The sequence below is a fragment of the Devosia lacusdianchii genome, from assembly GCF_022429625.1.
Classification (GTDB): Bacteria; Pseudomonadota; Alphaproteobacteria; order Rhizobiales; family Devosiaceae; genus Devosia; species Devosia lacusdianchii.
In genome coordinates, this window is the sequence record NZ_CP092483.1 from 2,810,002 (window position 1) to 2,825,664 (window position 15,663).

The following is a 15,663-nucleotide window of genomic DNA, read 5'->3' on the forward strand; positions in this document are numbered from 1 at the left end:
GATTGAGCGTTTGTGCCGCGTGGCTGGCTGTTGGATAACCAGTCCAACGGTTTCGGCGGCGTTCGTGGCGCCGCTCCTCCAAGGTCAGAAGCCCCGGCTGAAGACCCCTAGGCCCTGCCCATCCCCTCGGGCAGGGCCTTTCTGTTTCCAGCGGTCGTTTCTGCCCGCTGTCCCGGCAAGATCTGCCTCCCAAGCTGCGTTCCAATCCGTTAAGCCATTGATTTTACTTGGTAGGCCTACGGCATGGCGCTTGCATAGTGTTCCGCAGCAGATCGCAGGAGCGCGCCATGGTAGCCGTCGGTACCGCCTACTCCAACACCAGCTACCTGAGCCTGGCTTCAACCCTGGCGGCCAACAACGCTGCATCGGGCACCGCAAATGCCAGCGCCTCGCAGCCAACCAGCACCGAACAGGCGGCTACCTCGGTCACCCTGTCCAGCGCCGCCATGGCCGCCTTGGCGGTCAAGGACTTCGCAACGGTCATTGCCGACGCCAAAGCCAAGCTCACCGCCCTGCTCAAGGACGCCGACCGCACCTCCCCGCTCGAAGGCGGCAAACTGGCGCTCGACCTGTCGAGTCTGGATCCGCGCGAGCTTTACGCCATGGCCAGCGACAAGAGCTTCACCGAAGACGAGCGCGCCGCCGCTGGCCTCGAAATGCAGCGCCGCTTCGAGGCCGCCATGGCCGGCCCCGCCGCTCTCGCCAAGGTCACCGGCAATTACACCGGCCTCTACAAGGCCGCCGCCGAATATCTCGATAGCCTCGGCGCCGAGGAAAAAGCCGACGCGGACTGGATCAATGGCCGCGCCGCCGTCACCGAAGGCCTCAAGCAGCTCCAGACCGACCCCAAGAAACTGCCCGATGCCGGCGACGACGATCCGGTAGCGCTCTATCTGGCGCTGGTAAAAGCCGGTGAAGAGTCCAAGCCGCAGAACATTGGCGACGTCGCCACCAGCGCCCGCAAGGCGCTCGACAAGCTCTATGCCGATGCCATCAAGAACGGTAAGGCGCCCACCTTCAACAAGCAGACCACGGTCGGCACCTTTATCGACATGTCGAGCTTCGACAGCCGGACCCTGTCCTCGATCGCGCTCAATACCGGCAACAAGTTTTCCGCCGAAGAGGTCCGGGCGGCCGAAGGCGCCATGCGCTCCAAGAGCGGCGCCGCGCTGCTGGCCGGCTTCCAGAGCGCTGCCAAATCCAGCGACCCCACCGCCTTCAGCCAGAACATCATCTCGCTCTACTCATCCATGAGTGCCGAGGAGCGCCAGGCCGCCGGCTGGAGCACCGAGTTCTACCAGACCGCCCTGGCCAGCTACCAGACCACGTCCAAACTCACCCAGATGTTCGCCGAAGCCGGCGGCAGCAATACCGGCTTTCTAAGCTGGATGGGAAAATAGGCGCACAACGGAGCTTCAACGCCAGTTAGCCGTTAAGCCACCGACATTTCATCCGGTCCCTGGAGGCACATTGACGCTGCGCGGTTGGGCGACCTTTGCATGGCAGGCTGACTATAGTCAGTTCTATCTCATCGACGGCGACGATCTCGACTTCGCGGCGCCGATCGAGATTACCCCGGAGATGGAGCGTCGAAGCCTGGCCGTTCTCGAGCGCGGCCTCGTGATCTACACCGGCGGCTGCCTGCAGCAGCACATCCGCATCCAGATTTACGACACCGAACCCGATCATCCGCCGGTCGAAGTCATGAGCACCAATCCCTGGACCCGGATCGAAACGGTCGAGGCACGCTTCCCCTCACAGCGCTTCACCCTCTCCGGCCCATCGACGCCCTATCCCCTGCCCGGCGGGCCCACATTCTTCCTCGACAGCGCCAGCATCACCGCCCGCATCCACTGGATGGAGTTCCAAGGCATCCGCGACGACAGCGTCCCCGTCGATCCCGACATCATCGAAGTCTCGATCTGGCCGAGCTAATTCGGCGCTATTCCATCTCGAATAGCTGATCGAGCGCTTCTTCAAGATTAGCAAACGCCGGGCCGCCCAAGGCCGCGCGATAGCGATCTTCGATTTCGAGCTTGACCGCATTGGCATCGGCCAGGGCCTGAGCGCCCTTGTGCGTCAACTGTACGATCCGCGACCGCGCGTCAGCGGCATCGGTCACCCTTTCAACCACGCCGAGTTCGACCAGCGCATCGACATGCTGTTGCACGGCCTGCTTGCTGACACCCATCAGCGCCGCCAGCTCGCCCTGTGGCACGCCGGTCTCGCGCAGGTGGCCAACGATCTGGCCCGGCGCCTGCGTCATCCAGGCATGCCCTCGCGCCACCATCGCCGCATCGAACTCGCCCTTCCACTTTCGGCTGAGCCGGGTCAGGCGCCAACCAATGTGGTCGATCAGCCGTGGTCGTGGAATTTCGTCAAGTCTCTTGACCAATGCCGACACCTCCGTTAGTCAAGGTACTAGACGATAACACGGTACGAGACACGTCATGACCCTTATTAGCGCAGCAAGCGCACCCAAATTCCAGCTGCCCGGCACACTATTCACCGGCCTTGCATCGCCGGCACGTGGTTCTTCGGAGAATGCCGTGTGGCACACGCGAAGCGAACCCGGCAGCACCGGGGCCGTTCACCAGCTAACCCGCGAAGAAGTCTTTGTCTGCATCGCCGGCGAAGGCGAAGCTAGGATCGGCGCCGCGAGCTTCCGCCTCACGCAGGGCGACGCCTTGATCGTGCCTGCCGACACCGATTTCTCGCTTTCCAATCCGGGCCAGGTTCCCTTTGAGGCAATCGTGGTATTTCCCGTCGGCGGCCAGGCCGTCCGCCCCGGCCACGCCCCCTTTACGCCGCCCTGGGCCGAGTAGCGCTAAACCAGCGCAAAACTGCGCTGCACGATCACGGGTGGGAACCTGACCAGCTCGAGGCGAATGGCGCGGGCCAGCACTTGGGCCGGCCACTGCTCCGCGACCAGGGCCATAGCTGTGTCTACGTTTCCCAGCATCTGCAGCGTTACGTGCGGCACCCATTGGTTCGGGCGGTAATGCGTCCGAACCTGATTCACTGGCAGGAGCGAGAGCAAGCGTGTGTGCAGGTCCGTCAGCGCGGCGCCTCCGTCAACCGCCAGCCAGACGATCGAAGTGCCCTCGAACTGTCGCACCCCACCGAGTTGTAGGCTCAGCGCGCCGTACCCTGGGAGACTTGTTAGCGCCCCCTCGACCACGTCCTGACTAGGCTCATCATCCAGCACTGCCAGCGACAGATGCGGCGCATAGCCGAGCTGGAGCATATCTTCGCTAATGCCCGCGTCGGCCAATGCCGTCCAGACCGCACTTACCGCCGCCTCGGTCTCCGCATCGAACCTCAGGCAGAAGGCATAGGCCATCCCGTCCTACGCAATGCCCGCGCAGAATTGTTGGATGCGCCGAACGGCCTCCTCCAGTTCGGCATTGCTTGCCGCGTAGCTCAGCCGGAAATGTCCGGCCAGTCCAAACGCGCTGCCATGCACGAGCGCCACGCCGGTCTCGTCCAGCAGCGCCATGACGAAATCTTCGTCCGTATTGAGCAGCTTGCCGCCGGCGCTGGTCTTTCCGAGCAGCCGCTTGCACGAGGGGAACACATAGAATGCCCCCTCCGGCGTTAGGCAATCGAGCCCGGTATTGGCGTTGAGCCCCTTGACCACCAGATCGCGGCGATCCTGGAACACCTGCCGCCACTCGGCCAGGAAATCCTGCGGTCCGTTCAAGGCCTCCACCGCCGCCCATTGCGAAATCGAGGACGGATTGGTGGTCGATTGCCCTTGCAACTTGGTCATCGCCGCCAGCAGCGGCCGCGGGCCGGTGCAATAGCCAATGCGCCAGCCGGTCATGGCGTGCGACTTCGATACGCCATTCATCGTCAGCGTGCGCGGCTGCAAGGCCGGCTCCACCTGCGCGATCGTGGCGAAGCTGCCGCCGTCATAGACCAGCACTTCGTAGATATCGTCGGTGAGGATGTGCACATGCGGATGCCGCATCAACACCTCGGCTAGGCCCTTGAGCTCCTCGGCGGTATAGGCCGCGCCGGTGGGGTTGGATGGCGTGTTGAGCATCACCCACTTGGTCTTGGGGCTGATCGCCGCCTCCAGCACCTCGGGCTTGAGCTTGAAGCCGGTGGTGGAATCCGCCACCGCGAACACAGGCTCGGCTCCACACAGGCGCACGATCTCGGGGTAGCTCACCCAATAGGGCACCGGCACCACCACCTCGTCGCCCGGATTGAGCGTGGCCATCAGCGCATTGAAAATGATCTGCTTGCCGCCCGAGCTGATGAAGCAGTCGGCGGCCGTCACATCGAGACCGTTGTCGCGGCGGAACTTGGCTGCCACGGCTTCCTTGAGCTCGGGAATGCCGTCGATATTGGTATACTTGGTCTTGCCTTCATCCATGGCACGGATTGCGGCGTCGCGTACGTGCTGCGGGGTGTTGAAATCCGGCTCCCCAGCGCTCAGCGCGATGATGTCGCGGCCCTCGCGCGCCAGCTCGCGCGCCTTCTGGGTGATACCCACCGTTGCCGATGGCGCCACGCGCCCCAATGCCTCAGACAAGAACCCCAAATTAGCCTCCCCGGAAATCCGGACAGACTGATACGGGCTCCCGCAGGCTCGGGCAAGCTAGGAGCGCGGCGGCGCCGTGGATTCGCGCACCGCCAGCCGGGCCGGCAGAACCTGCCGGCCGCTCACCTGCGTGCCGCCCAGTGCCGCATCGACCGCCCTCCGGGCGATCTCCTTCATCGGCTGCTCGATGGTTGTGAGTTTGGGCGTCGCGACGGCCGCCTCCGGCACCCCGTCGAAACCGACCATCGATACGTCGCCGGGCACTGTCCGGCCATTGCGGAACAGCCAATCCACCGCATGCATTGCAATCTTGTCGGACATGGCCAGGATTGCCGTAGGCGGCTCCGCCACCGCGAACATCTCCGCCATCACGTCGTGGGTGGAGCTCTCGTTCTCGCGGGTTTCGTAGATCGGCACCGATCGCGGGTCGATGCCGGCCGCCTCCAGCGCCTGCCAATAGCCCAGCGCACGATCGCGCGTCGTCGTATAGGTCGCCGATTTCACGTCTTCGACGCCGACGAGACCATGGTGATCGTCCGTCAGCTCGGTTGCGAGGATGGCCAGCTTCCGGTGCCCTAGCCCGAGCATATGTTCCGCCGCCATCCGCGCCCCGCCGACATTGTCGACGCCGATGGCGGGGATTGTGCTGTCTTCCGCTCCAATGGCCAGCGCCACATAGGGGATTTGGCGCTGCCGCGTAATCTCCACCAGCCGCTCGCCGCCTTCGACGCACAGCAGGATGAACCCATCCACCAGCGCCGACTGGATGTTCCAGGCCAGCCGCTCGTCATTGAGCGCCGAGACCAGCGCCACCCCCGCCCCGCGCGCGTCGCAGATTTCCGAAATCTGGCTCATCAACTGCCGCGCCCACAGGTCCTCGAAGAAATAGCTGATCGGCTCGATCGCGGCCACGCCCACCGCATTGACCTTGCCCTGCCGCAACAGCCGTCCGGTCACGCTCGGACCGGCATAACCAAGCTGCTTGGCCACGGCCATCACATGCTCACGCACCTCCTCGCGCACCACTTCAGGCTTGCTGAAGACATTGGAAGCCGTGCCCTGGGACACCCCTGCTGCCTTTGCCACATCCTTGAGTTTCACGCCGGATTCGCTGCCGCGAGCCAAATGACCCATCTCCTTCGTTGAACCGATCCAATTGATATAGCACAACTTTTGTACCGATTCAATTTGTGCTTGACTCATCACCATCCGAGTCCTAGATTTGAACCGGTTCAACGCCTTATCGCGTCGCCAAATTGAACCGATTCAATCGGAGAGACAAAATGATCCCTGCCAGCTATCTGTTCAAGGATATCTACACTCAGAAGTGGGTGGAGCCAGACGCGACGCCCGCCATTGTTGAAAACCGCGGCCACTTCCTCGACGGCCTGATGACCCCGATCGCCGGGGCCATCAGCGCCATGGTGCATCGCCGTACCCATCGCACCGCCAAGTATTTCGGCAGCCACGCCTATGACTAAGGCCGCCAGTACCTCCAGCCGGCGTCGCTAAATCCCGACGCCGGCTTCCTTCCGCAAAGCCACTGCGATGATCCGCCAGCCCTGCTCCGGCTCATCTACGAGCTGATAAAGCGCCTCGTAGAGCCCCTGGTCCGGCCCCACCAGCCGCACCACCTGCATCACCGCCCCATCGTTGATCCGGTTGAACTCGCCAAAACTGTGCGACCGGGAATCGACGATCGGCTGATATCCGGTCGCCACCACAGCCGCATAAAATGCGTCCGGTTGTCCCTCGAACTGGGTACGAAATCCTTCCCCGGCAAACGTCAGCGCGGCCGCCCCATCCTTGGCGCGAAACGCCTCGATCTGCCCGGTAACCGTCGCCTGCCAGGGTGCTTCATCATTCTGAGCGGCTGCTGGAAAAACCAGCGCCAACAGCATCGTCAAAACCAGAAATACGCGCATGCCCGCCTCCTGATCCTGTGCACGCCAAGAAGCGTCGCCACAGTTCTGCCGTCAAATGGTACGCGACCGACCAAATTCGACACAAACTCGAACCGCATTCGCATGGCCTACTGGGTCCATTGCGAAGACAAGGTACGACGTCGACCCCATGCATAAATCTACGTCTCCAAAGCGGAAAAGTTTCAAGCTCTACGCCATCGCTTCCACGGTTCTGGTCACCTCCGGCTCCGTAGCTGCCCTGGTTGCTGGCGTCACACCGGCAACCGCTGCGAACCTTGCGACCCAGCCGGATACGCAAATCGCAGTCTTCATGGTTCCGCTCACCATTCTCGTCCTCGCGATCATGTTCGAGGTCACGCGTTTTGCCTTGCGTGGCCACCTCCCGGCCGAAGCACCTCTTCGCCGGCAAGCCCGTCGCCATTGGTCCCCCGGCCGCGGCGAAGGCTGACCTTCTGGTTCCTTGACCAACGTCACGACTGGGCCGGCCGAGCGCCGGCCCTTTTCTTTGCGCTGGAGTTGGACACTCAGACAAACCGCCTATTGCGGCTGCCCCCGCACAGGTCCAGTCTCTCCCCCGAGGAGGACTTCACGATGTTTGTCGATACCATCCTTCAAACCAAGGGCGTGGTCGTTCACACCCTTCCCGAAAGGGATACGCTGGCCGACGCCGTGGCCATGCTCAACAGCCACAATATCGGCGCCGTGGTGGTCACCGACGCGGCCGGCGCCATCACCGGCATTGTCTCCGAACGCGACATTGTCCGCCGCCTCGGCAAGGATGCGGCAGCCACCCTCGCCCTTCGCATCGGCGATTGCATGACTCGAGGTGTGGTAACCTGCACCCGCGAGACCACCATCGCCGACGTGATGGAGCGGATGACGCGCCACCGCATCCGCCATATGCCGGTCACCGAAGGGGGCGCGCTCATCGGCATTGTGTCCATCGGCGACGTGGTCAAGCACAAGATTGAGGAAGCCGAACACGAAGCCGAAGTGCTAAGAGAGTACATCGCTTCCTGACTTTCCGGACGTTCCGATGTTGCAGAGTTTTGTCGTCGTCTGGCTTGGCGTCGTTGCCGCTCAGGCCTCGCCGGGGCCGAATATGTTCGCAGTGATCGAAACGGCGCTCGGTTGCGGGCGTCGCGCTGCGCTGCTGGTCGTTGCAGGCATCGCCTCGGGCACGCTCGTCTGGTCGATGCTGGCCTCGCTGGGCCTGGGCGCGGTCTTCGCCTCCATGCCCGCATTGCTCAGCGTGCTCAAATTCGCCGGCGGCGGCTACCTCTGCTACATGGGCTTCCGCGGCCTTCGGGCCGCCTGGCGCGGCTCCGAAGCGACCCTGCGCGCCGAAACCCGCGCCTTGACCGCCGGGGCAGCCTGGCGGCGCGGGTTCCTCGTGGTCATGACCAATCCCAAGGCCGTGCTGATGTGGCTGGCCATCGCCACCTTCCTTTTCGGCACCGGCCTGACCGGCCCGCAAGTCCTCGCCTTCGGCCCCGTCGTCGCCGTCAGCGCCATGGTCATCTACGGCTTCTACGGCTGGATCTTCTCGACCCAACTGGCGTCGCGCGGCTATGCCCGCTTCTGGCGCTGGATCGAAGGCGCCTTCGGCGCCGCATTCGGCACGCTTGGCGCGACGCTTATCGTCTCCGGCGTCCGCGACATCCGCCCCTAGTTGAGCCGCATCAATCCGGCCCCGGTGGGCCCGAACCCGCATTGTCGATAAAAGCCCTCCAGATGCGGCTCGAAATCGACATGCAGCCAATGCGCCCCGCGCGCCTTGGCAACCTCGGCCGCCCGGGCCACCAGTCGCAGCGCAATCCCCTGCCGCCTATGGGCCTTGTGGACGCAGGTATCGAGGATGAAGGCATGCACGCCCCCATCCCACGCCACATTGACGAACCCGACCAGAACGGCTCCGTCATAGGCGCCCACATGCGTCAGGCTGCGGCTCAGCAGCGGCTGGAACGTAGCCGGCCCCTCATCACCCCAAGCCGACAGCCAGAGCAGGCGCAAGGTGTCGTCGCTCGGAAACGGATCGGTGACAATCTCAATCATTCTGCACCTCCCAGCTTACCAAGGTGACCAAGTCTTCATGTCCCCGCAAGGTCGCGAAGAGTGTGGCCCGTCTAGTCTGGCTCATACCGGACGAACCGGCTCCCATGCAAAGGACCTACCATGAAGACGATCACGACGACCGCCATTGTGGCACTGATGACCGCCACGCTCGGCCTTACCGCCATCGCCCCTACTTACGCCCAGGAAACGCAAGCTCCGGCCGCCCCCGCTCCCGCCCAGGAACAGGTCCAGGGCAAAGGTCCCGGCCTCAATTTCCGCCATCATAATCAGGGTCCGCGCCAGGATGGCGGCGGCTTCCGTGATCTTCTCGGCTTCGAGCGCGGTACCGAAGCCGTCGAGATCGCCCTCGTTCGTCTCAGCCATGCCGTCGAACTGACCGCCGAGCAGCAGCCGCTATTTGACACCTTCAAGACCGACGCGCTAGCTGCCGCCGAGACCTTCTCGACCGCCGTCGAGGGCCTCCGGCCGGCCGCGCCCGAGGCCGGTCAAACCGTCGAGCACCCCGACTTTACCCAGCGTCTTGAAAACCGCATCGCGATCGAAACCGCCCGCCTCGCCGCTCTCCAGGCGATACAGCCCGCCGCGACCGCCTTCTTCGATAGCCTCACCGACGCGCAGAAGGCCGATCTCACGCCCCAGCGCCCGGATTGGCATGGCGGTGGCCCGCGTCATCAGGGCCCTGGCCCAATGGGCGGCCCTGCCGACGCCCCCGCTCCGGCCAACGGCTGATAGCCTCGGCGACACCGTATCCTTTGGCAGCGGTGTCGCCGCCTGGCGGAGTTCCCTCCGAGCTCCGCGCAAGCCCCGGCCCTCAACGGCCGGGGTTTGCTTTTGCGGGGCCGTGCTCTACCAATCGGAAACCACCGACTGGATCCGCCATGACCGCCCTACCCCTCGACCCGGCTCGCATCCGCGCCGAATTCCCCGCCTTTGCCGAGCCGTCGCTTCAGGCCCAGGCCTTCTTCGAAAACGCCGGCGGCTCCTATACATCGCGCGCCGTCCTCGCCAAGCTCGACCACTATTATCGCGCCACAAAGGTGCAACCCTACGGCACTTACCCAGCCTCCCAGGCGGCTGGCGAGGCCATGAATTTGAGCTACGAGCGGCTGGCGCAGGCGCTGAACGTCACCGCCGAATGGATACATTTCGGCCCCTCGGCTTCGGCCAACACCTATGTGCTGGGCAAGGCTTTTGGCGAATGGCTCAAGCCCGGCGATGCCGTCATCGTGACCAATCAGGATCACGAGGCCAATTCCGGCGCCTGGCGCAAGCTCGCCAAAACAGGCGTCGAGGTCCGAGAATGGCAGGTCGACCGTCAGACCGGCCGCCTGTCCCTTACCGCGCTTGATGCCCTGCTCGACAGCAAGGTTCGCCTGATCGCAGCGCCGCACTGCTCCAACGTCGCCGGCGAGATCAATCCCGTCGCCAAGATCGCTGCACGTGCGAAATCCGTTGGCGCCGTCACCGCCATCGATGGCGTCAGCTATGCCCCCCACGGCCTACCCGACTTGCAGGCGCTCGGCGCCGACATCTATTTCTTCTCCGCCTACAAGGTTTATGGCCCTCACCAGGGCATCATGGCTGTTCGCCCAGAACTGGCGATGGCGCTCCCCAATCAGGGCCACTACTTCAACGAAACCAAGCCGCGCTATCGCCTCACCCCGGCCGGTCCCGACCACGCCCAGATCGCCGCCGCCTCCGGCATTGTCGACTATCTCGAAACCGTGGCGACCATTGCCGGTGTCGAGGGCGCCGATCCGTTCCGCCGGGCCCACGCCGCCATGCGCGCCCAGGAAATCGCGCTGGCTGCGCCCCTGCTCGATTATCTGCGCCAGAAGAATTCGGTGCGCATCATCGGCCCGGACGATCCCGCCCAGCGCGCGCCCACCATCGCTCTCGGCCTTGCCGAACCCGGCGCTACCGTCGCGGCCCGTCTCGCCCGGCATGGCGTCATGGCCGGCGGCGGCCATTTCTACGCCTATCGCCTGCTAGAGGCCGTCGGTATCGCTCCCGACCACGGCGTCTTGCGCCTCTCGTTCGTGCACTACACTACACCAGAGGAAATCCAGCAGCTCATCGCCGCGCTTGATGCCGAACTACGCTGATTGAAGGCCGGCGGTCAGCCCGCCGGCCCCGCCACTATTGATTGGCCTTGCCCTGCAGGCTGAGGTCGCCCGAGGCCACGTCGAACACGTCAGTCACGCACAACAGCGGCGCATGGACGTTGGCATTGACGCGCAACCCCGCGGTCACGCCATCAAAACTGGCGGCCTCGACCACCCCGATATCGGCGAACGGCACCCGCACCGACACGGTTTCCGCCTCCAGCTCCGGCACATGGCCGGGGCTGTCGATCAGGATGGGCAGTCCCGGCCAGGTTGGCGGCAGCTTCGGCTTGGCGCCCTCTGGAATGTCGATCACCTTCAACGCCCCCGCGCCGCAAGCCTCGTCCGGCCCCAGCACCACCCAGTGGCTGTGCCACACATTGCCATCATTGGTCTTGTCGCCATCGCCATTCTCGTCCTCGAGCGGCGTATCGTCAAAATCGGGGTGGGCGGTGACGGTCATGGCCAGGATGCCCGCCTTCTCATCGAACCCGACTTCCGATGGGTCGATGCTGGTCGGCCAGACATAGGCGAACACCTCCGAACCGGCCAGCGTACCCACCGCCGTCGGCCGCGTGGCGCCAGCGTCGGCCGACACCTGCATGTGAAAGATCGCCGTATCGCCCTGGGTATCGAGCCGAGCGTGCACGATATCGAACCCCGCGACCTCGGCATTGCCTGGATCGGCCGATATACCGGTCTCGTGCGCGAGAGCCGGCGCTGCAAGCGCCAGCACCGCCAGGCCGCTGGCGTGGATAAGTCTGTATGCATATGGCATGATGAGGTGTTCCTTCCTTTTCGCAAGGGCAGTGGACAATCCGGGCGCCTCGACCATTGCAGTGGTCGGGGCGTCCATTTTTTGGACTCAGACGACCCGCCTGGGTCCGGCTTCCGCGTGGTCGGCACAGTCGATCCGCAAGGCGGCATCGCCAAAGGGCGCGTCCACGAAGGCACAATGATGCGGCCGCTCCGCACCGGGATGAGCATTGGGGCGGAAGTGAAGACAGGTGGCGCACATCTTCTGCACCGGAATGGCCCCCTCATCCTGCAGCTTGACGATCACCCGCATCAGCGCGCGCACCAGCACCGCGCGCTCGGTTTCGTCGAGAACGTCGATCGCTCCCAGCAGCGCTTCCGGCCACCCCGCCAGCGACTTTGCCAGCGCACTCCCACTATCGGTCGCATACAGCCTCGTGGCCCGGCCGTCATCGGGGTCGGCGCGCCGCTCGACATGGCCCTTGCGCACCAGCGCCGCCACCGCATCGCTTGCGGTCGGCTGACTCACGGCGAGTTCGGCCGCCAACACTGACAGTCGCGCCGGCCCGCGCGCCGTCAACAACCCCAGGATTTGCGCCTGCGTTGGTGACAGGGCCTGCTCGCTGGCCGCGCGCTGCCGCTCGGCCCGGATGACCGTTCCGATACGCGACAGTCCGGTAGCGATCTGTGTGGTTGCGCTGCTCATACCGCGATATTGCATAGGACTCCTATGCAAATCAATCCCACCCCCCCTCTTCACGACGCCTGGCCGTCCCGCTAGACATCCGCATAGCCCGCCTCAATCCCCGTCACGGGGAACCTTCTGCCGCAGCCGAGCCCCCATGCTTGGGATGGCGGGAGGGACGAACCCAGAGTTCCCCATGCCCCGCGCCCTTGCCGCTCTCCTGCTTCTCGTCTGCACCATGTTGTGGGGTTTTGCCTTCATCGCCCAGAAGTCGGCGATGGACAGCATGGGACCGCTGACCTTTGCCGGCGTGCGCTACCTGCTCGGCGGCATCATCGTGCTGCCGCTTGCCCTGGCAGAACGCCGCAAGCGCAGCGAACCATTGGGCAATCGGCTCTGGGGCGTAATCATCGGCATGAGCCTGGTCTTCTTCGCCGGCTCCTGGCTGCAACAGGCTGGGCTTGCCAGCACCACCGCCACCAATGCCGGTTTCCTCACCGGCCTTTACGTCTTCTTCGTGCCGGTGCTCGGCTTCCTGCTGTTCCGCACCCGCCCCCACCCAATCATCTTCGTCTGCGTGCCACTGGCGCTGATTGGCATCTACTATCTCAACGGCGGCGGGCTCAGCAGCTTCAACAACGGCGACGGCCTCATCGTCATCAGCGCCGTCTTCTGGGCCATGCATGTGATCCTGATCGGCTATCTGGGACGCGCCACCGGCCTGCCGGTCTTCGTATCCGCCGTCAGCTTCCTGCTCGCCGGCGCACTCGCGCTCGGCATTGCCTTCATTATCGAGCAGCCCAGCATCGCGGGCATTTCAGAGGGTTGGGTGCAGATTGCTTATGCCGGGATACTGTCGACGGCGGTGGCCTTCACCTTCCAGGCCATCGGCCAGCAATATGTGCCACCAGCCAATGCGGCGATCATCCTGTCCGCCGAAAGCCTGTTCGCGGCCATCGGCGGCGCCCTGCTGCTTGGGGAACGCCTGCCGCCGGTCGGCTATGCCGGCGCGGCGCTTATCTTCGCCGCTATCGTGGCCGTCGAAGCGATCCCACCCCTATGGGATCGTCGCAAAACCCACGCCCCGCGCACCACGAACTAGCGGGCGACTCGGAGCGCAAGCGCTACCTCATTCCGCGTAGCGATACATCTGGTACGTCTTGCACACCACCAGCAGCACGCAACCCTTGAGTGTGATCTGATCCTCGCTGACCTGGGTAATCGTCCCCGTGGCCTTGTTGCCATAGAGGTTGAGCGTGCCCTTCCAGCGGTTGGGTCCGCTTTGCGGCGCGTGGTCGATCAGCAGCGTATTGAGATAGGGCAGGTTCTCGGCATTGTCGGCGCCATTGCCGAGCCAGATCAGCGTGCCGCAAAGCTGCGTGCCGTCGCCGCACATTTCCACCTTGTAGCGGGAATCCCGCATCTCGATTTCCCAAACGCCTACCGGCGAGGCCAGCGCAGGCGCGACCGTGGCCACAATCAAACCGAGGGCCATGAGGCCGCGAGCCAGTACTCTCATCCCAGAAATCTCCGCATTGGGGATAACCAGCCTGCCGGTTTCCATCTGAACCGCCGCTGAACGAAGCCCGTCATGCCGCCGTCACACAAGTTAACTAGCGTCGTGCTGTTCTTGGCCTCCCCCCATGCGGTCCGGAACCGCCGCGCCCCACGTCCCCACGTCGCGCCCGGCCATTTGGAAAACCCGGCCGCCAACCCCGGTTTTCCTCGCCGATCCAGTCGGCATCTTGGCCGCCCGCCGGGCGGCCTCTTTTTTTGGTTCAGATGATCTCGCCCCGGCTGAGCTTGAGCTTGTGCCCCACTTCGACAATGGCCTTGATGGCCGGCCCCAGGTCACGCCCAAGCTCCGTCAGCGCATACTCCACCGACGGCGGCGAGGTCGGCTTCACCACCCGGCTCACCACGCCCTTCTGTTCGAGATCACGCAGGCGTTGTGTCAGCACCTTGGCCGAAATCGCCGGAATATCGGCCCGCAATTCACTGAAGCGGCGTGGACCTGCGTCCAGGTGCCAGACGACGTTCGGCGTCCAGGCGCCACCCAGCACCGACATGCATTCGGTCAGCGGACAATGGTCCGGCGGCGCGGGCGTCCGGTTCTTTCGCATCTTCAGCATGGCAAACCCGAGTTACCGTCTGGAAACCGGTGATTTCGGTAACATGAGGTTGTGTAGTTTACAATGGTAACTGCTGAAATCTAGGGTCCGCCCGTCGCCGCCAAGCCGGCACCAGACCTGAGGACATCATGAAGCTCTACTACAAGCCGGGCGCCTGCTCGCTCGCCGCCCACATCGTGCTGCACGAGCTCGGCACCGACTTTTCGATCGAACGCGTCGATACCGATACCAAGCGCACCGAAACCGGCGCCGACTTTCGCGCGATCAATCCCAAGGGCTACGTCCCAGCCATCCGCCTGCCGCAAGGCGATGTGCTCACCGAGGGCGCGGCGGTCCTCCAGTTCCTCGCCGATACCCGGCCTGAAACCGGCCTCGCCCCGCAATGGGGCACTCTCGAGCGCGCCCGCCTGATCGAGGCGCTGAACTACCTGGCCTCCGAATTGCACAAGGCCTTCGGCCCCTTCTTCGCCCCGACGCCGCTGGGCCAGGCCGAGCGCTCCGGCGCGGAGGCTCGCCTCTCCACCCGGCTCGACCATATCGAGGCGCAGTTCGCCGACGGTCGCGCCTATCTCCTAGGCGAGCGCTTCGGCGTTGCCGACGCCTATCTCTTCGCGGTCGGTCGCTGGGTCGAGGCGGTTGGCCTGGGCTATGCCCGTTGGCCGCGCCTCGCCGCCTTCCTGGCCCACGTCGCCGAGCGTCCAGCCGCCCGGGCCGCCTTGCTGGCGGAGGGCCTGACCAATTGACCGGCACTGACGCAGATCGCTTCGACGCCGTCCTGGCGGTTCTCGACACCTATTTCGACGGCCTCTATTTCAGCGACACCGCACGCCTGCGCCACGTGTTCCACCCCAGCGCCACCTATGCCGCCATTGTCGACGGAGCCCTGCTCCACCGCACCATGGACGCGTACTTCCCCATCGTCGATCGGCGCGAAGCACCGGCGGCACGCCACGAACAGCGGCGCGACCGCGTGGCCGCCATCGACTTTGCCGGCCCCACCACCGCCCTGGCGCGCGTACACTGCGCCATTGGCAGCAATGCCTATGTCGACTTACTGAGCCTGCTCTGGATTGACGGCCGCTGGCAGATCGTCGCCAAAGTCTTCCACGCCGAACCACTTGCACCCTGAGGACAACGCCATGCCATACGTCAACATCAAGATCACCCGCGAGGGCGCCACCCCCGCGCAGAAGGCCGAGCTCATCGCCGGCACCACCGAACTGCTGCAACGCGTCCTCAACAAGAACCCGGCCACCACCTTCGTGGTCATCGACGAAGTCGCCCTGGAAGACTGGGGCATCGGCGGGCTCCCCGTCGAGGAATACCGCCGTCGCGCCAGCACCTGATTCCACCAGCGCATCCGGACGGCGCGGCACCAAGCCGCGTCGTCCATTTACCTGTGGACCACCTCGCTTCGCCCCTCGCGCCGTCT

The 15,663-nt window shown here is 64.4% G+C and carries 22 protein-coding genes; 12 read left to right on the top strand and 10 right to left on the bottom strand.

The features are described from left to right. Window positions 1-287 precede the first annotated feature (287 nt). Window positions 288-1,400, top strand: a complete 1,113-nt coding sequence (locus MF606_RS13830) for a hypothetical protein (protein ID WP_240229930.1) — start codon at window positions 288-290, stop codon at window positions 1,398-1,400. 70 nt (window positions 1,401-1,470) lie between these two features. Further along, window positions 1,471-1,935, top strand: coding sequence for a hypothetical protein (locus MF606_RS13835; RefSeq protein WP_240229931.1), 465 nt, complete (start codon window positions 1,471-1,473; stop codon window positions 1,933-1,935). A 7-nt stretch (window positions 1,936-1,942) separates the two neighbouring features. On the opposite strand, the gene MF606_RS13840 is transcribed toward MF606_RS13835, so the two are convergent. Continuing rightward, window positions 1,943-2,395: a MarR family winged helix-turn-helix transcriptional regulator gene (locus MF606_RS13840; protein WP_240229932.1), complete on the bottom strand. Its 453-nt coding sequence runs from the start codon at window positions 2,393-2,395 to the stop codon at window positions 1,943-1,945. Window positions 2,396-2,450: 55 nt separating this feature from the next. Between MF606_RS13840 and MF606_RS13845 the strand changes: the two genes are divergently transcribed. Continuing rightward, on the top strand, window positions 2,451-2,825 hold the full coding sequence (locus MF606_RS13845; protein WP_240229933.1) for a cupin domain-containing protein: 375 nt from the start codon (window positions 2,451-2,453) through the stop codon (window positions 2,823-2,825). A gap of 2 nt (window positions 2,826-2,827) precedes the next feature. Here the strand turns inward: MF606_RS13845 and MF606_RS13850 are convergent, their stop codons facing one another. The 3 genes from MF606_RS13850 to MF606_RS13860 are packed head-to-tail and all read right to left on the bottom strand — an operon-like array spanning window position 2,828 to window position 5,686. Further along, window positions 2,828-3,343, bottom strand: a complete 516-nt coding sequence (locus MF606_RS13850; RefSeq protein WP_240229934.1) for a 2'-5' RNA ligase family protein — start codon at window positions 3,341-3,343, stop codon at window positions 2,828-2,830. 6 nt (window positions 3,344-3,349) lie between these two features. Then, complete coding sequence (locus MF606_RS13855; RefSeq protein WP_240229935.1) at window positions 3,350-4,552, bottom strand: pyridoxal phosphate-dependent aminotransferase; 1,203 nt, start codon at window positions 4,550-4,552, stop codon at window positions 3,350-3,352. Between the two features lie 57 nt (window positions 4,553-4,609). Continuing rightward, window positions 4,610-5,686 (bottom strand): LacI family DNA-binding transcriptional regulator, encoded by a 1,077-nt coding sequence (locus tag MF606_RS13860; RefSeq protein WP_420842210.1) that lies wholly within the window; start codon window positions 5,684-5,686, stop codon window positions 4,610-4,612. A gap of 149 nt (window positions 5,687-5,835) precedes the next feature. Between MF606_RS13860 and MF606_RS13865 the strand changes: the two genes are divergently transcribed. Next, window positions 5,836-6,033 carry a hypothetical protein gene (locus tag MF606_RS13865; RefSeq protein WP_240229937.1) on the top strand — a complete coding sequence of 66 codons (198 nt, stop codon included), beginning with the start codon at window positions 5,836-5,838 and terminating at the stop codon, window positions 6,031-6,033. Window positions 6,034-6,060: 27 nt separating this feature from the next. Here the strand turns inward: MF606_RS13865 and MF606_RS13870 are convergent, their stop codons facing one another. Then, a complete protein-coding gene (locus MF606_RS13870; RefSeq protein WP_240229938.1) occupies window positions 6,061-6,477 on the bottom strand; it encodes a DUF4864 domain-containing protein in 417 nt (138 codons plus the stop codon). 591 nt (window positions 6,478-7,068) lie between these two features. Here MF606_RS13870 and MF606_RS13875 point away from each other — a divergent pair. Both MF606_RS13875 and MF606_RS13880 read left to right on the top strand, forming a co-directional pair. Further along, on the top strand, window positions 7,069-7,497 hold the full coding sequence (locus tag MF606_RS13875; RefSeq protein ID WP_240229939.1) for a CBS domain-containing protein: 429 nt from the start codon (window positions 7,069-7,071) through the stop codon (window positions 7,495-7,497). A 16-nt stretch (window positions 7,498-7,513) separates the two neighbouring features. Beyond that, complete coding sequence (locus MF606_RS13880; RefSeq protein ID WP_240229940.1) at window positions 7,514-8,149, top strand: LysE family translocator; 636 nt, start codon at window positions 7,514-7,516, stop codon at window positions 8,147-8,149. Here MF606_RS13880 and MF606_RS13885 read toward each other — a convergent pair. After that, entirely contained in the window at window positions 8,146-8,532 is a 387-nt protein-coding gene (locus tag MF606_RS13885) for a GNAT family N-acetyltransferase (protein WP_240229941.1), read from the bottom strand. The two genes, MF606_RS13880 and MF606_RS13885, sit on opposite strands and share 4 nt — an antisense overlap. 120 nt (window positions 8,533-8,652) lie before the next feature. On the opposite strand from MF606_RS13885, the gene MF606_RS13890 reads away from it, so the two are divergent. Together MF606_RS13890 and MF606_RS13895 are read left to right on the top strand one after the other, a co-directional pair. Continuing rightward, a complete protein-coding gene (locus MF606_RS13890) occupies window positions 8,653-9,282 on the top strand; it encodes a Spy/CpxP family protein refolding chaperone (RefSeq protein ID WP_240229942.1) in 630 nt (209 codons plus the stop codon). A 149-nt stretch (window positions 9,283-9,431) separates the two neighbouring features. Beyond that, on the top strand, window positions 9,432-10,658 hold the full coding sequence (locus tag MF606_RS13895; protein ID WP_240229943.1) for an aminotransferase class V-fold PLP-dependent enzyme: 1,227 nt from the start codon (window positions 9,432-9,434) through the stop codon (window positions 10,656-10,658). A gap of 34 nt (window positions 10,659-10,692) precedes the next feature. On the opposite strand, the gene MF606_RS13900 is transcribed toward MF606_RS13895, so the two are convergent. Both MF606_RS13900 and MF606_RS13905 read right to left on the bottom strand, forming a co-directional pair. After that, window positions 10,693-11,436 carry a hypothetical protein gene (locus MF606_RS13900; RefSeq protein WP_240229944.1) on the bottom strand — a complete coding sequence of 248 codons (744 nt, stop codon included), beginning with the start codon at window positions 11,434-11,436 and terminating at the stop codon, window positions 10,693-10,695. An 87-nt stretch (window positions 11,437-11,523) separates the two neighbouring features. Then, the gene (locus MF606_RS13905) at window positions 11,524-12,120 is read right to left on the bottom strand and encodes a MarR family winged helix-turn-helix transcriptional regulator (RefSeq protein WP_240229945.1); all 597 of its coding nucleotides are present in this window, start codon (window positions 12,118-12,120) and stop codon (window positions 11,524-11,526) included. A gap of 175 nt (window positions 12,121-12,295) precedes the next feature. On the opposite strand from MF606_RS13905, the gene MF606_RS13910 reads away from it, so the two are divergent. Continuing rightward, window positions 12,296-13,201: a DMT family transporter gene (locus tag MF606_RS13910; RefSeq protein WP_240229946.1), complete on the top strand. Its 906-nt coding sequence runs from the start codon at window positions 12,296-12,298 to the stop codon at window positions 13,199-13,201. Between the two features lie 27 nt (window positions 13,202-13,228). Here the strand turns inward: MF606_RS13910 and MF606_RS13915 are convergent, their stop codons facing one another. Together MF606_RS13915 and MF606_RS13920 are read right to left on the bottom strand one after the other, a co-directional pair. Continuing rightward, the gene (locus MF606_RS13915) at window positions 13,229-13,618 is read right to left on the bottom strand and encodes a DUF2147 domain-containing protein (protein WP_240229947.1); all 390 of its coding nucleotides are present in this window, start codon (window positions 13,616-13,618) and stop codon (window positions 13,229-13,231) included. A 259-nt stretch (window positions 13,619-13,877) separates the two neighbouring features. After that, a complete protein-coding gene (locus tag MF606_RS13920; RefSeq protein ID WP_240229948.1) occupies window positions 13,878-14,231 on the bottom strand; it encodes a winged helix-turn-helix transcriptional regulator in 354 nt (117 codons plus the stop codon). 128 nt (window positions 14,232-14,359) lie between these two features. Here MF606_RS13920 and gstA point away from each other — a divergent pair, with 128 nt between their 5' ends. Genes gstA through MF606_RS13935 form a run of 3 tightly spaced genes read left to right on the top strand, consistent with a single transcriptional unit; the run spans window position 14,360 to window position 15,577 of the window. After that, window positions 14,360-14,974 (top strand): glutathione transferase GstA, encoded by a 615-nt coding sequence (gstA, locus tag MF606_RS13925; RefSeq protein ID WP_240229949.1) that lies wholly within the window; start codon window positions 14,360-14,362, stop codon window positions 14,972-14,974. Further along, on the top strand, window positions 14,971-15,360 hold the full coding sequence (locus MF606_RS13930) for a nuclear transport factor 2 family protein (RefSeq protein ID WP_240229950.1): 390 nt from the start codon (window positions 14,971-14,973) through the stop codon (window positions 15,358-15,360). Before gstA ends, MF606_RS13930 begins: the two co-directional genes overlap by 4 nt. A gap of 10 nt (window positions 15,361-15,370) precedes the next feature. Further along, a complete protein-coding gene (locus MF606_RS13935; protein ID WP_240229951.1) occupies window positions 15,371-15,577 on the top strand; it encodes a tautomerase family protein in 207 nt (68 codons plus the stop codon). The last annotated feature ends 86 nt before the right edge of the window (window positions 15,578-15,663 follow it).